This window comes from Bacillus sp. VT 712 (assembly GCF_001614195.1).
Classification (GTDB): Bacteria; Bacillota; Bacilli; order Bacillales; family Bacillaceae_H; genus Priestia; species Priestia flexa.
This window is the reverse complement of the sequence record NZ_LWBK01000004.1, coordinates 83,269-100,133: the sequence shown is the minus strand read 5'-3', so window position 1 is coordinate 100,133 and position 16,865 is coordinate 83,269. Positions and strand designations below refer to the sequence as shown.

19 protein-coding genes and 1 riboswitch are annotated in these 16,865 nt (G+C 37.0%); of the genes, 5 read left to right on the top strand and 14 right to left on the bottom strand.

The features are described from left to right. Positions 1–94 precede the first annotated feature (94 nt). The 5 genes from A2U94_RS03090 to A2U94_RS03070 form a co-directional block, all read right to left on the bottom strand. Positions 95–1,021: a manganese-dependent inorganic pyrophosphatase gene (locus A2U94_RS03090; RefSeq protein WP_025911090.1), complete on the bottom strand. Its 927-nt coding sequence runs from the start codon at positions 1,019–1,021 to the stop codon at positions 95–97. A 278-nt stretch (positions 1,022–1,299) separates the two neighbouring features. Further along, a complete protein-coding gene (locus A2U94_RS21760) occupies positions 1,300–1,548 on the bottom strand; it encodes a hypothetical protein (RefSeq protein ID WP_226372916.1) in 249 nt (82 codons plus the stop codon). A 265-nt stretch (positions 1,549–1,813) separates the two neighbouring features. Next, a complete protein-coding gene (locus tag A2U94_RS03080; protein WP_025911092.1) occupies positions 1,814–2,056 on the bottom strand; it encodes a hypothetical protein in 243 nt (80 codons plus the stop codon). A 113-nt stretch (positions 2,057–2,169) separates the two neighbouring features. After that, the gene (locus A2U94_RS03075) at positions 2,170–3,243 is read right to left on the bottom strand and encodes a branched-chain amino acid aminotransferase (RefSeq protein WP_025911093.1); all 1,074 of its coding nucleotides are present in this window, start codon (positions 3,241–3,243) and stop codon (positions 2,170–2,172) included. Positions 3,244–3,379: 136 nt separating this feature from the next. Beyond that, positions 3,380–3,865 (bottom strand): hypothetical protein, encoded by a 486-nt coding sequence (locus tag A2U94_RS03070; RefSeq protein WP_025911095.1) that lies wholly within the window; start codon positions 3,863–3,865, stop codon positions 3,380–3,382. 261 nt (positions 3,866–4,126) lie between these two features. On the opposite strand from A2U94_RS03070, the gene A2U94_RS03065 reads away from it, so the two are divergent. From A2U94_RS03065 to uraH, 3 genes are read left to right on the top strand one after another with little or no spacing between them, the layout of a single operon-like run. Then, entirely contained in the window at positions 4,127–5,449 is a 1,323-nt protein-coding gene (locus A2U94_RS03065) for a nucleobase:cation symporter-2 family protein (RefSeq protein WP_062954412.1), read from the top strand. Between the two features lie 12 nt (positions 5,450–5,461). Further along, positions 5,462–6,952: a factor-independent urate hydroxylase gene (pucL, locus tag A2U94_RS03060; RefSeq protein ID WP_035321189.1), complete on the top strand. Its 1,491-nt coding sequence runs from the start codon at positions 5,462–5,464 to the stop codon at positions 6,950–6,952. A gap of 1 nt (position 6,953) precedes the next feature. After that, the gene (uraH, locus tag A2U94_RS03055) at positions 6,954–7,310 is read left to right on the top strand and encodes a hydroxyisourate hydrolase (protein WP_025911100.1); all 357 of its coding nucleotides are present in this window, start codon (positions 6,954–6,956) and stop codon (positions 7,308–7,310) included. A 40-nt stretch (positions 7,311–7,350) separates the two neighbouring features. Here the strand turns inward: uraH and A2U94_RS03050 are convergent, their stop codons facing one another. Continuing rightward, positions 7,351–7,857, bottom strand: a complete 507-nt coding sequence (locus tag A2U94_RS03050; RefSeq protein WP_025911101.1) for a GNAT family N-acetyltransferase — start codon at positions 7,855–7,857, stop codon at positions 7,351–7,353. A gap of 326 nt (positions 7,858–8,183) precedes the next feature. On the opposite strand from A2U94_RS03050, the gene A2U94_RS03045 reads away from it, so the two are divergent. Continuing rightward, the gene (locus A2U94_RS03045) at positions 8,184–9,110 is read left to right on the top strand and encodes a PD-(D/E)XK nuclease family protein (RefSeq protein WP_062954411.1); all 927 of its coding nucleotides are present in this window, start codon (positions 8,184–8,186) and stop codon (positions 9,108–9,110) included. A 4-nt stretch (positions 9,111–9,114) separates the two neighbouring features. Here A2U94_RS03045 and A2U94_RS03040 read toward each other — a convergent pair whose 3' ends face one another. Continuing rightward, on the bottom strand, positions 9,115–9,915 hold the full coding sequence (locus A2U94_RS03040; RefSeq protein WP_225002091.1) for an HAD family hydrolase: 801 nt from the start codon (positions 9,913–9,915) through the stop codon (positions 9,115–9,117). Between the two features lie 198 nt (positions 9,916–10,113). Here A2U94_RS03040 and A2U94_RS03035 point away from each other — a divergent pair, with 198 nt between their 5' ends. Next, positions 10,114–10,563: a MarR family winged helix-turn-helix transcriptional regulator gene (locus A2U94_RS03035; protein ID WP_025911105.1), complete on the top strand. Its 450-nt coding sequence runs from the start codon at positions 10,114–10,116 to the stop codon at positions 10,561–10,563. Positions 10,564–10,591: 28 nt separating this feature from the next. Here A2U94_RS03035 and A2U94_RS03030 read toward each other — a convergent pair whose 3' ends face one another. From A2U94_RS03030 to A2U94_RS03000, 7 genes are all read right to left on the bottom strand, one after another. Further along, a complete protein-coding gene (locus A2U94_RS03030) occupies positions 10,592–11,026 on the bottom strand; it encodes a hypothetical protein (RefSeq protein ID WP_025911107.1) in 435 nt (144 codons plus the stop codon). Positions 11,027–11,144: 118 nt separating this feature from the next. After that, on the bottom strand, positions 11,145–12,233 hold the full coding sequence (locus A2U94_RS03025; RefSeq protein ID WP_226372915.1) for a tyrosine-type recombinase/integrase: 1,089 nt from the start codon (positions 12,231–12,233) through the stop codon (positions 11,145–11,147). Positions 12,234–12,521: 288 nt separating this feature from the next. Continuing rightward, positions 12,522–13,715 (bottom strand): TcaA NTF2-like domain-containing protein, encoded by a 1,194-nt coding sequence (locus tag A2U94_RS03020; RefSeq protein WP_025911109.1) that lies wholly within the window; start codon positions 13,713–13,715, stop codon positions 12,522–12,524. 29 nt (positions 13,716–13,744) lie between these two features. Continuing rightward, positions 13,745–14,689: a TcaA NTF2-like domain-containing protein gene (locus tag A2U94_RS03015; RefSeq protein ID WP_139109140.1), complete on the bottom strand. Its 945-nt coding sequence runs from the start codon at positions 14,687–14,689 to the stop codon at positions 13,745–13,747. 185 nt (positions 14,690–14,874) lie between these two features. Continuing rightward, entirely contained in the window at positions 14,875–15,447 is a 573-nt protein-coding gene (thiT, locus tag A2U94_RS03010; RefSeq protein ID WP_025911111.1) for an energy-coupled thiamine transporter ThiT, read from the bottom strand. Positions 15,448–15,507: 60 nt separating this feature from the next. After that, positions 15,508–15,610: riboswitch (TPP riboswitch) on the bottom strand. Between the two features lie 67 nt (positions 15,611–15,677). After that, the gene (locus tag A2U94_RS03005; protein WP_025911112.1) at positions 15,678–16,172 is read right to left on the bottom strand and encodes a GNAT family N-acetyltransferase; all 495 of its coding nucleotides are present in this window, start codon (positions 16,170–16,172) and stop codon (positions 15,678–15,680) included. Positions 16,173–16,267: 95 nt separating this feature from the next. Next, entirely contained in the window at positions 16,268–16,846 is a 579-nt protein-coding gene (locus A2U94_RS03000) for a cysteine hydrolase family protein (protein WP_025911113.1), read from the bottom strand. Positions 16,847–16,865 lie beyond the last annotated feature (19 nt).

The window sequence follows — 16,865 nt, the reverse complement described above, 5'->3', positions numbered from 1 at the left end:
GCTTTGTAAAGGCTTATAACAAAATAAGCAGATTTTTATGTTGAAATAATAAAAAAACCTCGATGGTTTCAAAGAACCTCGAGGTTTTTATGGATTATGCAAATACTGAAGTTAATACTGGAACAACTTGTTTTTTACGTGATACAACGCCTTTTAATAGCGCCATGTTGTTCACTAGCGGTACTCCATATGCTTGCTCTACTTTTGAAACTTCTGCGCCAAGTGCAATAGCAGTTGAATCACTGTTTAAGATATCTGTTACAACAAGTAAGAATAAGTCTAATTCTTTCGCTTGGATTGTTGCTGCAATTACTTCTTCAATTTCTGTTTTACGTTCAATCACATCATTTACATCCACTGCGTTTACTTGAGCAATTTCTACTTTGCTAGCGCCCATTGTAAATTCTTTTGCATCAAGTGAAATTAATTCAGCTGCTGTTTTGTCTCCAAGGTCTGCACCTGCTTTTAACATTGCTAGTCCATATTCTGCTGCATCTACACCAGCGATAGCTGCAAGCTCTTTTGCTGCTGCAACGTCTTGGTCTGTACAAGTTGGTGATTTAAACAATAGTGAATCAGAAATAATAGCTGATAACATTAACCCAGCAATATTTGGCTCGATTTCAACACCATTTTCTTTGTACATTTTGTTTAAAATTGTTGCTGTACAACCTACAGGCTCTGCACGATAGTATAGTGGATCTGCTGTTTCAAAGTTTGCAATGCGGTGGTGATCAATTACTTCAAGTACGCGTACTTGGTCAATGTCTATTGCACTTTGTTGACGCTCGTTGTGGTCAACTAAAATAACTTCATTTACTTCTTTTGATACTTCAGCTACAAAGCGTGGTACTTCTGCGTTGAACTTCTCTAACGCAAATTGTGTTTCACCATTAATGTCCCCTAAACGTACAGGTTCTGCATTCACACCTAGCTTTGTTTTTAAATCCGCATAAGCAATTGCCGAGCAGATTGTATCTGTGTCTGGATTTTTATGTCCGAAAATAAATACTTTTTCCATAGAACTCTCTCTCCTTCTAACTATGTAAATAAAAGTCTTGTTCCTTTGACGTAAACTCTACGCGTTAGGAAGCAACATTGACATTTTAACACAAACTTTCCTGTTCGTTTTACTATTTATTGAAAAATTCTTTTCTTTAGATAAAATAATTCCTTTTTATTCGGTATGAATGGATGGAATTATTTTATGTGAGCGCTTTATTATTTGATTTCAATTTTAAATGCACTATCTTGCCACCTCTGATAAAGATAAAAAAGAATGGCCACAGCGGTCATAATTTAAAAAAGCTGGAATGCATTTACAGAGTGCATTTCATAAATCCCTAAACGTTGGAAAAATGGGCTCATTATATAAGCTTGAAATAAATCAAAGATGGCATTTAAGATAAAAAACGCCCAAAAGCCGGGATAAGTAAAATAAAAAATAAGAAGTGTACCCACAAAAAATACGCCAAATACAAACGGGGTCATATCCTCTAAGAAAAACAGCGTTTGGTTAACTTCCCACCAATCATAGCGTTTAGCCATTTCAAAGAAATCGTCAGCATAACAATCCCAAAAAGCCCAGCGAAAACATACCGCTTTATGCGATTGCTATCAAAGAAAAAGAATAACAGCCATGGTCCAATAAACAATCCCAACATTACGGTTTGTGTCACGCATATAGCCTCCTTTAATTACATTTTACTGTTAATGTGCGTAAAAGAGGGAATTATATGAATAACTATCAAAAAAAGAAAGCTAGCACGCATGCTAACTTTCTTTTTTTTTGGGGGAGATTACACCACTTCTATTAAACGCTCTCTGTGGGTGCAGATTCTTTTAGATGGTGGTAAAAATCGTGTAGCTGCGATTCATACTGAATTCTCAACTTGTACTCACAGGGGGTAAATTCAACTAGATGAGACGCAAATAAATAACCAACCAATCGATGAAGTTCACCAGCATTCATTTCCACTCCAGCTATTTCGCATAACTTTCTTTGAATAACCTCTTCTAGTACACGCACTTTTTCATCATGTGATAAAAATAGCACCCCACCAACCCCTTATCTTTTCTAATGAAACATGTTCACTTTAAGTATAAAGTAAAAACCAGGAAAAAAGAACTGTTTCCTTGGTTTTTACTAACATTTTTATTGAATTATACCTACTTTACTTCTATACACCAATTAAAGTGATCTTCAACCATTCCACTTTGTATGCCTGTTAGCGTATCATACAATTTCTTTGTAACTTCTCCAGTTTTTCCACCATTGATACTCATACCTTCATTTTGCCAGAATAGCTCACCTACTGGAGAAATAACCGCTGCTGTTCCTGTTCCAAATGCTTCTTCTAATTTACCAGCTGCATAGGCTTCCTTAATCTCAGCAATTGAAATCTTGCGTTCTGAAACAGGGATACCCCAGTGCTTCAATAGCTCAATAACTGATTTGCGGGTGATACCTTCTAGAATACTACCGTTAATAGACGGAGTAATAACTTCACCATCTACTTTAAAAAAGATATTCATACTTCCTACTTCTTCAATATATTTGCGCTCTACGCCATCTAACCAAAGTACTTGAGAGTAACCTTTTGTACCAGACAGCTGCTGCGCTTTTAAGCTTGCCGCATAATTTCCGCCTGTTTTCGCACTACCTGTCCCTCCAGCTACAGAGCGGACAAATTCATTTTCAACCGCGATTCGTACCGGAGCAATGCCTTCTTTATAATAAGAAGCTACAGGCGATAAAATAATAATAAATTGATAACGATCAGATGGTGAAACGCCTAAATATGGTTCTGTTGAAATAATAAATGGACGAATATATAAAGACGTACCTTCAGCATTTGGAATCCAATCGCGGTCCACTTGAATTAGTGTTTTTAGCGCTTCTAACGCTAACTCTTCATCTAAGTGAGGAATACATAGACGATCATTTGATTTGTTTAATCGTTTGAAATTCTCATCGGGTCTAAATAATAATACCTGCTCTTTTTTTGTTACATATGCTTTTAAGCCTTCAAATACTGATTGACCATAATGGAAAATCATCGATGCTGGATCTAACGTAAGAGGCTGATAAGGAATAATTCTCGGATCATGCCAACCTTGACCTTCTGTGTAGTCCATAATGAACATATGGTCCGTGAATACTTTACCGAACGCCAATTCACTAGCGTTGGGTTTTTCTTTTTTTGTTTGAGTTAATGTTACATCAATATTGTACTTTGTCATGGTTGCTTCTCCTTGCTTTCTTGAATTTAAGGGTTATTTACCTTTATATAAATTCCATTGTACATCTAGATGGAAGATTGTCACAATAGGTAAAGATGAAAAATTCTAAATTTTTTATAAAAAGATTTTTTAACACTTACATTCCGATTTTCACACGCAGTTTATTATCCTGAATGGAAAACTGCTTAATCGTTCCAATTGGAATCAGTTTCACTTTATCAATTTCGTTCAGATCAATGTGGATTTGCCCATCTTTATAAGTCGTTACTGGAGGTTTATCAAATAGTCTCTTTTTAAGAAAATCGCGGTTGGTAGGTTTCATTTCATGAATTTGAAATAAAAGCACACGTCCGTTAGCTGAAGAAGGTTCCAACTTTATTTGAAAGGGAATCTTTAAAAAATATTTATGAACACTACCTTTTACTTCAATGATATTTTCTTGAAAAATGATACTTAAATTCTGAATTTGATCTTGTTTCTTTAACTGTCTCTGAAACAAGCGCATAAGCATAGCAGCTGAGATAGGTACTGTAATTCCCCCATCCGCTAGCTTTTCTTTTGCTTTAAGCGTTCTCTCGTCATTTGCTACCTGTTGAAATTTGCGTTGTATCCATTCTTTCATGATGCACCTCCATAGTTTAATAACGTCTTGTAATAGTGTATGAGTAGAGAGCTTATTCATTTTCATAAAATTATCATGCTCTTTTATGTGTCACAAAACATACCACCGGGTTATTTTTTTGGAAAAATAGCGAAAAAAAACTTATATTTTTTAGTTATATTCACTAATGACAGAATATTCAAAACGGATTAAGATGGTATCAACACCTATTAATGTTACATTTTATAACATCAATTGTGATATAATGAAAGGAGATTTTGTATGAAGAAAACACAAAATCCATTAGCACTTACTTCATTAGGCTTGCAACACGTACTTGCGATGTATGCTGGAGCTATCCTTGTTCCGTTAACCGTGGGGCGCGCTTTGCATTTAAGCGCACATGAACTCGCCTATTTAGTTGCAATTGATTTACTAACATGCGGCATTGCTACCTTATTGCAAGCTTGGAACAACCGCTGGTTTGGAATCGGATTACCGGTTGTACTCGGAAGCTCGTTTGTTGCGGTTACACCAATGATAGCAATTGGCTCGCAGTATGGAATTAACGCAGTATACGGCGCTATTATTGCAGCGGGACTGTTTATCGTTTTATTCGCTAACTTTTTCGGTAAAATCGTTAAACTTTTCCCACCGGTTGTAACAGGGACAGTCGTGACGATGATTGGCTTGTCACTTGTGCCATCAGCCGTTCGAAACATGGGTGGTGGTGTTGGCAGTGAAGAGTTTGGATCCGTAGAAAATTTAGCATTAGCTTTTGGCGTTCTCGCTTTCATTTTATTTTTAAATCGTTTTTTCACAGGTTTTCTACGAGCATTGTCCGTACTTCTGGGCATTGTAGTAGGAACAATTGTTGCAGCGTTTATGGGCATGGTTAATTTATCAAGTGTAAAAGAAGCCTCCTGGCTACATATTCCTACTCCATTTTATTTTGGTGCACCCATATTTGAAATTGGACCTATCCTGACTATGATACTAGTTGGTGTGGTAATCATAATTGAATCTACGGGTGTTTTTCTCGCACTAAGCAAAGTCTGCGAGCGTGACTTAAACGATCAAGATTTTATTAAAGGTTATCGTGCTGAAGGGTTAGCTATTATGCTAGGCGGTATTTTTAACGCTTTTCCTTACAATACGTTTGCTCAAAACGTTGGACTTGTTCAACTCTCAAGAGTAAAGACAAGAAATGTCGTAGTGGTAGCAGGAGTCATTTTGATTACGTTAGGTCTTATTCCTAAAATTGCTGAATTAACAACAGTTGTTCCTACTCCGGTACTCGGTGGTGCTATGATTGTATTATTCGGAATGGTTATTTCATCAGGAATTAAAATGCTGAGCAACGTTGATTTTTCTAATCAAAGTAATTTATTAATCATTGCCTGTTCATTATCACTTGGATTAGGGGTAACGGTCGTACCTGATTTATTCGCCCAGCTCCCAGCTGGACTCAAGATTATTGTAAGTGATGGTATTATTACAGGAAGCATTGCTGCTATTTTACTAAACATATTCTTTCGTTCTAGCGAAACTACGAATAGGCCTATCGTGACGTTCAAAAAAACTGATTATTCAGAATCAAAATAATGAGGTGCTAACATGATGAAGCAAACGATTCACGAAGTAAATGAATTACCTGAGCAAACATTTATTGGATTATTTCAAGATATCTATGAACATTCTTCTTGGATTGTAAAAAAAGTTGCTCCACTCCGGCCGTTTAGTTCTCTCCAAGAATTTCATCACCGAACAATCAGAGTTATTGATGAAGCTTCTAATCAAAGAAAATTAGACTTACTACAAGCTCACCCAAATCTAGGAGCTAAAATCGCCATGACGACTCACTCTATAAATGAGCAAACGGGCGCCGGTTTAACCTCTCTTACAGCGGAAGAGTATGAACATTTCACAAACGCAAACAAGACCTATATGAATCGCTTCGGTTTCCCTTTTATCGTTGCTGTAAGAGGAAAAACGAAAAGCACAATCTATCAAAGCTTAATTGATCGACTACAAAACGATAAAAAAACAGAGTTTACAACAGCGTTAGCTGAAGTATATAAGATTGCTTATTTTCGATTGGTAGACAAAATAAAAACTGAGGAGCGTGTTACAATGACGAATCAATCAAATCGCCAAATGTATTATGGAAAAGGAGATGTATTTGCTTATCGTACGTATTTAAAACCACTTAAAGGTGTGAAGGTCATTCCAGAATCCGAATTCAGTGGCCGAAATAACATCGTATTTGGCGTCAATGTAAAAGTGGCAATAGGAGGAAGTCAGTTTTTATCTTCGTTTATAGAAGGTGATAATAGTCTTGTTGTTGCAACAGACTCTATGAAAAATTTTATTCAGCGTCATTTAGGCAGCTATGATGGTTCAACAATCGAAGGTTTCTTAAAATATGTTGCTGAAGCATTTTTAGATAAATATCCTCAAATGGAAACAGTTCAATTAACTGGAGACGAAGTTCCATTTGAAGCCACAAACGGTATGGTAGGCAATACGCTAACTGAAAGCAAGCTTGTTTACAAAAGATCTCGAAATGAATATGCTCAAGCTGGTATTAAAATAGAACGAACGGTCCAAGGTCAACAAATTACTGAGCAATATAGTAAACTAAAAGATTTACAGCTAATTAAAGTAGAGGGAAATTCATTTGTCGGGTTTGTTCGAGATGAATATACAACGTTACCCGAAGACTCTAATCGCCCACTTTTTGTTTATTTAAATATCGGATGGACATACACTCAACCAGAAGACGCAATAGGTGATACCCCTCTTTCTTATGTAGCAGCGGAACAAGTAAAAGACATCGCATGCTCAGTGTTTAACGAGACTGAAACACCATCTATTCAAAATTTAATTTATCTAATCGGCATTCGCGTGCTCGAACGCTTCCCTCAACTAAAAGATGTCACGTTTGAGTCACAAAATCACACGTGGGATGCAGTCGTTGAAGATATTCCAAACTCTGATGGCAAAGTGTATACTGAACCAAAGCCACCGTTTGGTTTCCAAGTCTTCACGGTAACACAGGAGGATGTCAAAATAGCTGTTACATCCGCACTTGAGGAGTCAAATTAACATGACCACGCTTTCGACTCATGTTTTAGATTTAGCAAATGGAAAACCAGCTAAAGGGATAGCTGTTTCACTCTACAAACTTCAAGACGATAATGAACGGTTGTGGATTGGAGATACAATTACAAACGAAGGCGGACGAATTGACCAACCTTTTTTTAGTAACGAAACGTTCACCCCAGGCGAGTATGAGCTTTTATTTGATATCGAACCTTACTTTATAAGAGAATCAGTTCAAACGAGCACGCCTGCTTTTTTAACAAAAGTAGCGGTTAGGATTGGGCTTTCAGAAGCATTTGAGCATTATCATGTCCCTCTTCTTGTTTCTCCATGGGGATATCAAATCTACCGAGGTAGTTAAACAAAAAGGAGCAGCGTAGACTGCTCCTTTTTGTTTAAACTTATTCAACATCTAATAATTTACTCATGATGTATTCGTCTACATATTGCCCATTAATTCGCAGCGAATGCTTTTTTGTGCCTTCAATTTGAAACCCGATTTTTTTATACAAATGAATTGCAATTACATTTTCAACTACAACTGTTAGCTCAAGGCGGTGAATTTGCTGTTCTTTTGCCCATTCTTCAAGCTGTTGAAACAACTGCAAACCAATACCCATTCCTCGATAGTCTTTTAAGATTCCCATCGACACATACGCGATATGGGCACTTCGGTTCACCACTCCACCTACAGCCTGTAAGTAACCAACCAGTTCACCCTCTACTTCTGCTACTAAAAGCGTAGAGTTTCGCTGTTGTTTCATCATTTCAATTTGCTTTTCCTGTTGCTCTGAACTTAGCTTTCGTTCGTTTTCTTCAAAAAGCATATACTGACTTTCAGTTTCTACTTGCTTAATCATCTCAACAAATTGAGGCGCATCAGTCATCTCTATTTCACGTATCACAATTGACTCCCCTTTTTTCTATCTAGCATTTATTTTAAAGGAATATGAAAAGTAACGCTATTGTCTTGCTTCGAATGACTCATGTGAAGAATGTACAAAAAGACGCCCAATTGGGCGTCTTTGATGCGTTTTGAGGCGAGGACCGTATGACCACATTCATACGTTTAGCAAAAGCATATCCTTCGACTTACACAAATTAGCTCATCGCTTCTTTACTATAGCACGGTCAAAGCGAAACAGCAAGCTTTTTTTAATTCTTTCGTCATTTTTCGTTCTAAACTTCAGAGAACTTCATATGTATGCTACAAAAGGATAAGGACGTGATACTTATGCTTCTAGCGAACCCTCCTCGTTTTTTTTGGTCACTCGCTCGCCATAATCAGATGATAGAGTGCCCAAGAAAATATGCTTATCAGTACTATTTTTCCCATCATGGTTGGCTTTCTTCTTCTACTGAACTTGCAAAACAAGCCTATCGCTTAAAGAAAATAGTTACTTTGCCGCTATTAGTGGGACAAGCAGTCAAGCAAGCTATTCGGAATTATTCCTTTACCACAAACACAGAATCAATCGAAGAGCACATGACTGCAATGCGTAATTTCATTGATCAAGAACTGCGTCGTGCTTATTTGCAAACACGAGATCATGGCGACGATTGGTATCATGAACCGAACGTGTACACCATGATGCTCGAATACTACCAAAAAGGTTATTTAGCAGATTATGAAATTCAACAAACAAAAACGTCTATCGAGAGGTGTGTAACTTCTTTCTTTCGAAGTAAAACATTCAGAGAACTTCAGTCAATTGATTTAATTCAAATTCTCCCTCAAGAAGCGTTTTGCTCAGTAGAGCTCAACTCAGTCAAAATATTTGTTTCACTTGACCTTCTCTACCATAAACCAACTACAAACGAATACATTATCGTGAATTGGCAGACAGGAAAGCACGCACATGATCATCTGACACAACTTGCCCTTTGCGCTTTTTATATACAGCAAACTTATAATGTACCACTGAATGTCATTCAGATTCGTAACGAATACCTTTATTTAGGAGGGAGTCACACCTATTATGTGACAGCAAAAGAAATAGATGCATTCCATCATACTATTAAAGAGAGCCTGATGAACATGCATCTATATATCGAGCACTCAGAATACAATCAACCAAAGCCACTAAGCGCTTTTCCGATGAAACAAAGTACTCGCTGTAAACAATGTGTCTACCAAGAGCTCTGTGAAAAAACAGATTAAACGATTATTCTTGATTTAAAAACTCATGTAATTCACTCAGCCTCTTAATCTCATGAAACGGTACAACTTTATCCGCTTTTTTGTCATCACGATTCACCCAGACAGAGCGTATCCCAGCTCGAGAAGCGCCAAGAATGTCCGTCATTAAATTATCACCAACCATAATCACTTCATCTTTTGATAAGTTTAACAAAGATAAAGCATGATCAAAAATCGACGGATCCGGCTTCCCTCTTCCAAATGCTCCAGAGATGACAATCTCATCGAAATAAGGAACAATTTCTGGCGTAATCTCTAGTTTTATATTCTGAAGTTGAGGCGACCCGTTTGTTAATAGCAACAGCTTATAGTTTGATTGTAGTTCATTTAACACATCAAACGTATCTTCATATACGAACGGATTACGGCGACGCTCTTTAGGGAATCGCTCTGCAAGCTCTGCACCAAATGCTTCGTCATCAATTCCAAGTGACTTTAATCCTTGCGTCCACGCATTCTTGCGATAGATTGGTACAATTTGTTTCATTTTTTGGAAGTTCTCATGTTCATCATGGAAATCTCCCCATAGCCCTTCAAATGGATTAATACCAATCATTTTTGTAAACTCGTACGTTTCGTATGTAGCATAAAGTGAAGAAGCCGCTTCGCGTACAGCTGCTTCTAACTCAATAGGATCAACATCATATTTTTCACTCGCGTACTCACACGTTGCACGGAACGCTTCCGCAACGCTTTTTTTATCCCATAACAACGTATCATCTAAGTCGAAGAAAATTGCTTTGATGTTCATTTTACCAGTACTCATTCAGACACCTCTTTTATTTATTGAAAAAGTTGAACTATTCTAACACTAGATTACCTTGTTCAATTAAAGAAGTCTAGCTAAATTCGAACTCTACCTAAATGATAGCGTTATCATTTTAAAAAACCTTAGTTAGAATGTAACTGAGAGAGTAGAATGTGATATGATGAAAAGACTGAGTATGTACTTGGAGGTAAATAAATGAAATCAATGGAAGAAATGTACGGTTTTACGACTGCGAAGGTTGGAAAGCGCCTGAGTAGGCTGGTAGCTAGTTTTCTAAGACCCTACGACATAACGCCTGAACAATGGACGGTATTAAAAAAGGTATCAGAATCTGATCGAATTACTCAAAAGCAGCTAGCGATAAAAGCAGATAAAGATCAAGCTACACTCACAAAAATTTTAGATTTGTTAGAAAAAAGCGGTCACTTACAGCGTATTAGAAATCCTGAAGATCGCCGCTCTTACTATATTCAACAAACAGAAAAAGGAATGGCTTTGCAAGAGGAAATAACAGGTCCGATTGAAGACCTTTTTAAAATGCTAACAGCGGAAATTGATGAAGCCGATTTAGCTGCTTATTTTAACGTACTTCAACAATTAGAAAAAAAAGCAGAATCTCTTCAAGAAGAGATTGGACATACATAAAGCAGGCATTTCACTTAAAGCGCCTGCTTTAAATACATCTTGCCATTTTTAGCACATCTTCAATTTGTCTCAGCGTTTCCATTGCTTCTTCATCTAGTGCCGTAAACTTAAACGCAATTGACTCGGCCTCTGCGTTAACGAAGGGTTCTTTGTTAGTATCCTTTCGAAACGCTGTAATGTTTTCAAGTAAATATTTAAATGGTGATGTTAAGTTACTTCTTCGAAAGCGTAAACTCACCGTTGAAGGCGTTCGTTTTTGCAACTCATTACTACCTTCGTATTGAATGGCTCCTATGTACCGATCTCCCGCTTCTCTTGATTCTTTATTCCGGTATAGCTGTACAGTTTGTGTCGTGCCGTGCCAATCAATGTACAACCCTGCGCTTTCGCATAAATCATGAATGTAATGAAAAATTTCGGTCACTTCTCCGAAATGATGTTGAAGCGGATGCTTAACACCCATTGCACTTCGCCTCCCTTTTTTAGACCATTATATTTGATGAATGAAGGGTTTATTCGAAAAAAAGAAGCGAAATGAGAGAGTTTCATTTTATAAGTTTACATAATATAGTTATAGGAACCTAACGATAACCGGAATTTCGAAATGCATCATAAACCGTATCTTCTTGTAATTTTTCTAGGTAAATATTAGTCGTTGCAATGGAGGCGTGTCCAACTACTTGTTTCACCACCGATAATGGTACGTCATTCGCTAAGCTGTTCGTAATGAACGTATGACGAAACCAGTGTGGTGAAATAGACGAATTACCTTGAATCGCATAAACCGCTGTTTTGATGAGCCGATAAAGTGTTGTATACGATAATCTTTTTTTGACTCCTGTTTTGACAAATGGTTTAAGTTGAAAGAAAAGCGGCGTTTCATCCGACGGATTCAGCATCGTCGATTCTCCTAAACTTTCTCGGTAGTGAAATAGAGCATTTTGAACGTCTTTAAATACTGGAATTGTTCGCTCTTTTTTTCCTTTTCCGAACACATCTACTAACATATTGCCACGACGATCTTCACGAAAGCTTCCCCAATTCAAGCTTAATACTTCACTAGACCTCATTCCGCTTAAATATAAAAGCATACCGATTAAGCGATTTCGTGCTTGGTACTCTTCTTTTAGCATGGAATGTTTTACCGTATCTTCAAGCGCTTTTACAATGAGCTCAGCTTCTCTTGTGCTTAACTCTCTGTATTCCGTTCGATTAACCTGTTTCTTTTCGCTATAATGTCCTTTTGAAACAGTAGGCTTTTCGATCCATGTTGTATAGAGCGCACTATAAAAATGGGTTTCATGACCAAACGTGAGCATCCTTCTGAAAAACTCTAGTTTTCTTGCTGCGCTTCTTTTGGCATAGGTTTGATTCATCCAATGATTAAATGCCTTCACTTCCATAAACCCAATCTCTTTTAAGGAAACGTCTAACTCTTTAAAAAAAGTCAAAACTGTTTTTAAATCTTGATTGTACGCTCGAATGGTATGCGGAGATAGCTCAGGTTTTATCATTTTAATTTTCATAAAAAGCTCAACAAACGTTCCATCGTCTGTATGACCCAACGATAGATTTTGGTTTTCATCTAGTAGATTTCCCCACTGTTCTTTTAATTGCCGAAATGACAGAGAGGATTGACTTTGTATCAATACGTTGTCACTTTTCATCATTTCCACCTTCTTTTAACTAATATCTTTTATAAGCTTCAAAATCTACCCTAAGGCGTTTTTTACATCTTGAATGTATTGGTATTAAAATCAATTTAAAACGAAAAATAAACCTATTTAAAGAGGTCGTTTTTTTTAACGACTCAATAATTGTGTAAAAATATGTAATTTATTAGCGATTTTTCCGTTTTTTCTTTACTTTATCATACTAACGCAAGATAAGAAAGAGTTATCTTGCGTTAGTATAGTAAAGTATTTTCTTATAAAAAAGCTCAGGTAGACTCTGAGCTTTCAATAAGATTCTAACTGAGTAATGACGAGCTTTTCATTTTCATGTACGATTGTGTACACTCGGTAATACTCTTTTTCTTCTGTATGTTCATTAATGGTAATGTTCATAACTTCTTTCGTTTTTACTTCGTAGCTATTTGCTTCTTTAGACGTCCATTCTAAAACTTCAACCGTTGCAAGATCTTCTCGTATTGTTCGATCATAGAGTGTTTTGACAAGCTGCTGTTGTTCGCTAAACAACGTGCTATCTTTTTCAAAATAATGTTGAATGCGATCAAACTCATTAAGATTAATTGCTTCTGTTAAATCACGTAAATACGTTTCCGTAAACGAACGAACAACCGAAGCGTCTACTTCTGTAACCTTGTTCAAATCTACATCATTATCTTCCAAAGGCAAAGTTACTGGCACATCCTCTTGAACTTCGTTAATCCGCTCTGAACTCTTTGCCAAAACACCAAATTCTCCAGAATCATCTTTAAATAGTAAGATTTTTTCTTGATTACCATGTTCATCTTCAATAGTCGTTTCTTTGTTAAACGAAACTGCTTCGTTAGGCGTTATTTTTTTCAGATATTCTAAATACTCATCTGACGAAATATCTAACGGTTTTTGACGATACGTCATTTCGTCCCATTCATTTAACTTCCAACCATCTTTTCCGTATTTCATATTCAAGTAAATAGTTGTACCTCCGTTCCCTTTTTCGTCCAGTGGCTGAATAGCTGAGATTGAAAATTGACCGGGGCGGTTGTTAATCACTTTAAAACGTACGGTTGTCGCTAGATTTGGAATAGACTGCTCATCACATTGACAGTAATAAGAAGTGGCGATTGTTTTTAGTTTCGTAGCAACTAATGAACTCGTAGCAAATTCTTTGAGCCTAGGGCTTAGCAATTGAAAATCTGCTGGTTTCTCTTCACTGTCCCATCCCTCTTGTTTACCTAAGATATCAAATGTTTGGATAACATTCTTCAACGAATCTGTAGCAAGCTGTTTGGCTTCTTCATTTGTCACAACGGGAAGAGAAGAACTCTTTTGTGTCTCATTAGCAGACTCATCGACATCAACCAGAACGGTAGCTTCTGATTCAGGCTCTTTTGGTGTCGGAGCCGGAGCAGACTTTGTCTCACTACATGCTGACAGCACAAGCCACAGGGAACAAATTATGGCCACCATATATAGATTTCCCATTTGAATCCCCCTTTTTTCTTTTATCTTGTTTAACTTTCAAACGTGGACAGCTCAAATGCGCCTGCAGGAATCGTCCATTTAGACTCAGAAGCCTTTTCTAAATGATGAATAACAAAAAGAGAATTTGCTTTTAGGGTCACGACAATTGTTCCTTTATTTCCATTATTGTCCGTATCGTAATGAATAACAGCTTGATTATGTTTAAAAATTATGTTTTCTGCTTCTACTGTAGCTACTTCTACTGAATTTGGTGGCTTATAGGCATGAATCTTCACCGTAGCCTCTGAGCTAGAAGAAGCATAAAACTCTACGATTGGAGCACCTTTTAAGTCAGAATTGGCAGTGGACCATTTACCGTTATATTCATTTAAGCTAGCTGCTCTTGTAATAGCTGGTGCATTTGACTTCGTTTCTTCTGCTTTATCCATTGTATACGGCTCTACGCTTTTAATTCGCAATGTACCTTGATCGCTTATTAGCGTATACAATTGATTAATACTCTTTGTATAATCCTTTTTATTAGGTTGATGGATGGTGACCTCTTCAAACGTTTGTAAATTTATTTGATTTTTCTCAGCTTCATACCAGTTCACAACTTGAAACGTCTTTAGTTCTTGACGAATTCCTTGCTCCGAAAAATTATCAATTTTCATTACTTGCTGTTTATAAAACTCACTATCTTCTATTATATATGTCTGAATTGACTTAGCTGATTTATGAAGGATTCCATCATGTAAAGCCTTGAAGTAGCTATTCATAAACTGCGAGATTATTTTTTCATCTATTGTATCTGAAATATCATATCTGTACTGGTTTTCAACAACATCTTTCTTTGCTTCTTGATCATGACTTTCTATCTCTCCTGCAATCATCAAGTCCGTATCGACTTCAGTTGCTTTTTGAGCTTTTTGCTGACATCCTGCGAGTAAAAGGGATGTTGCAATCGTCATGTAAAGGAGATTACGTTTGTTCATTAACATGATTCCTTCCTACAAAAAATGGTATGTATATTCTTCCAACAAACAGACCTAGTATACCATTCTACAAAAAAACCCTCAACCCTTTCATAAAAAGAACAAAAACACTGAAAACATGTAAATTGGTTTAAAAACGCAAAAAACCTATAGGATGTTACTCCTATAGGTTTCATTCCTTTTATTTATGATGCGCGATTTAATACCACTCTTGCAGCAGACGGAATTAATACGGCTAAAATGATTAGGCAAGCAATCATGGATCCCACCATTGCTAGTCCGTTCATCGTAAATGAATACCATAATGCAGATACTCCTTTTGGCGCATAAGAGCCCCAAAAAATAATCCCTGCAACAAAGTGCCAAAAATAGCGAGCAACGCTGCCGATAACAATTGCTAAAATAATAAATGTAAATGCTTTTGTTCGATTGTTAGTAGCTAAGTTCTGCTTAATAGCACCAGACAATAGCCCTGCTAGACCAATGAATGCAAATGCAATAAAATATTCGATAAATGCTTGTAGAGGTGTTAATACATAAGCAGTACCCGTGACAACTTGTAGCAATCCCCACAAAAATCCAGCTACCACGCCTGATTTAAATCCCCATCGAAAGCAAATAATGAAGATTGGTACCATGGAAAATGATATGGACACGGCAGGTGCAATTGTAATTGATGGCAATATATCAATTATCATTGCTAGAGCTGCAAAGATTGCCACTTCAATTTTCGCTTGTAAAGACATTCCTTTGTTCATCGTCTTTTCACTCCTGTTGTAAAATCATTAGTATTCAACGACAAACACAGGAGGCAGCACAAGCTGCACGCTCCACACTCCCTACGCTAGCATTAACTAACAGGTTCAAAGGGTCAGAACAATTGGTTCACTCTCAGCCATTCAGGCTCCCCCTGTGGTACGTTGATATGTATTATTAGAACGCTTTCTATTATAACATAATTCTCAAACAAGATACTATTTAATTTCACTTAAAGAATCAGTTGATAAAACAGAACATCTTGCCATTGATTGAACTTCCATCCTACTTCTTTAAATTCCCCACAAAAGGTAAATCCAAACTGTTCATGCATTTTAATACTTTTATCGTTTCCTTTTGTAATACCAGAAATAACAACGTGATGATTTAACTCTTTTGCTTGTACTAGAATAGCTTCCATTAACCTTTTACCAATTCCAAATCCTTGGTGAGCTTCATCTACATAAACGGAGAGTTCAACTGTTCGAATATATGCTTCTTTATCACGGTAGGAAGACAAAGATGCGTATCCAGCTACTTCACCATTTCGTTCAGCAACAAGCAGTGGAAACAGTTGACTTTGGTCGTGAGATTCAAACCAGCTTTTACGTTGCCCAATTGTTACAGGAGTTAAGTCAAATGTTGCTGCGCTTTGGCGTACTGACTGATTATAAATAGCCACCATTGTAGGTAAGTCTTCTGCTAAAGCTTTTCTAATTACTGTCATGATGTATCGTGCTCCTTTTTCAAAATGATGTTTCTATTGTACTTGTTTTTGTCAGAATAATCTACACAAAAAACCTGATGCAAAAGCATCAGGCCTCATTTTATATATTGATAGGATTGCAGTACGCGTAGGGCTTCGGATGTTGAAGTAACCGTTGCAAATTCATTGTGAAGAGATGATAAGCTTAAGCGATGAACATCTTCTGCTGCAAAAGTTGTTTCACCGTCATATGATAACAGATTGAAACACGCAGTTGCATCGTGGATGACGTAAGTGCGATAACCTAAGTTTCCTGCCATGCGTGCCGTTGTAGAGACGCAATGGTTCGTTGTTAAACCTACTAGTATAAGCGTATCGTATCCGTTTTCCTTCAGATAGTTATCCAGTTCTGTTCCTATAAAACAGCTATTTTTATGCTTTCGAATTAAGTATTCATCACCAACAGGACCGAAACCTTCTTTGAAACGGAATCCTTCCGTCCCTGGAAAAAGAGGAGATGTTTCGCTTTTTGAAGCATGCTGGACATGAATAACCGGAAACTGCTGTCTCCTCCAAGCTTGTAAAAGAGTGAGCATATTATCTTCTGCATGAATATTATTACGAGTTCCCCAAGCATCTTGTTCAAAACCTTTTTGTACATCTATTATGATTAAAACAGGGTTTGATTGAATCATTCCAGTCATCAACTTCTTT

Bases quoted from the DNA above. Each gene is read 5' to 3' on its own strand.
- A2U94_RS03015 (WP_139109140.1), bottom strand. From the start codon at position 14,689: ATGAACAAACGTAATCTCCTTTACATGACGATTGCAACATCCCTTTTA.
- A2U94_RS21760 (WP_226372916.1), bottom strand. From the start codon at position 1,548: ATGGCTAAACGCTATGATTGGTGGGAAGTTAACCAAACGCTGTTTTTC.
- A2U94_RS03040 (WP_225002091.1), bottom strand. From the start codon at position 9,915: ATGAGTACTGGTAAAATGAACATCAAAGCAATTTTCTTCGACTTAGAT.
- A2U94_RS03025 (WP_226372915.1), bottom strand. From the start codon at position 12,233: ATGATGAAAAGTGACAACGTATTGATACAAAGTCAATCCTCTCTGTCA.
- A2U94_RS03020 (WP_025911109.1), bottom strand. From the start codon at position 13,715: ATGGGAAATCTATATATGGTGGCCATAATTTGTTCCCTGTGGCTTGTG.
- A2U94_RS03005 (WP_025911112.1), bottom strand. From the start codon at position 16,172: ATGACAGTAATTAGAAAAGCTTTAGCAGAAGACTTACCTACAATGGTG.
- A2U94_RS03045 (WP_062954411.1), top strand. From the start codon at position 8,184: ATGCTTCTAGCGAACCCTCCTCGTTTTTTTTGGTCACTCGCTCGCCAT.
- pucL (WP_035321189.1), top strand. From the start codon at position 5,462: ATGATGAAGCAAACGATTCACGAAGTAAATGAATTACCTGAGCAAACA.
- A2U94_RS03070 (WP_025911095.1), bottom strand. From the start codon at position 3,865: ATGAAAGAATGGATACAACGCAAATTTCAACAGGTAGCAAATGACGAG.
- A2U94_RS03090 (WP_025911090.1), bottom strand. From the start codon at position 1,021: ATGGAAAAAGTATTTATTTTCGGACATAAAAATCCAGACACAGATACA.
- thiT (WP_025911111.1), bottom strand. From the start codon at position 15,447: ATGAACAAAGGAATGTCTTTACAAGCGAAAATTGAAGTGGCAATCTTT.
- A2U94_RS03035 (WP_025911105.1), top strand. From the start codon at position 10,114: ATGAAATCAATGGAAGAAATGTACGGTTTTACGACTGCGAAGGTTGGA.
- A2U94_RS03075 (WP_025911093.1), bottom strand. From the start codon at position 3,243: ATGACAAAGTACAATATTGATGTAACATTAACTCAAACAAAAAAAGAA.
- A2U94_RS03065 (WP_062954412.1), top strand. From the start codon at position 4,127: ATGAAGAAAACACAAAATCCATTAGCACTTACTTCATTAGGCTTGCAA.
- uraH (WP_025911100.1), top strand. From the start codon at position 6,954: ATGACCACGCTTTCGACTCATGTTTTAGATTTAGCAAATGGAAAACCA.
- A2U94_RS03030 (WP_025911107.1), bottom strand. From the start codon at position 11,026: ATGGGTGTTAAGCATCCGCTTCAACATCATTTCGGAGAAGTGACCGAA.
- A2U94_RS03000 (WP_025911113.1), bottom strand. From the start codon at position 16,846: ATGATTCAATCAAACCCTGTTTTAATCATAATAGATGTACAAAAAGGT.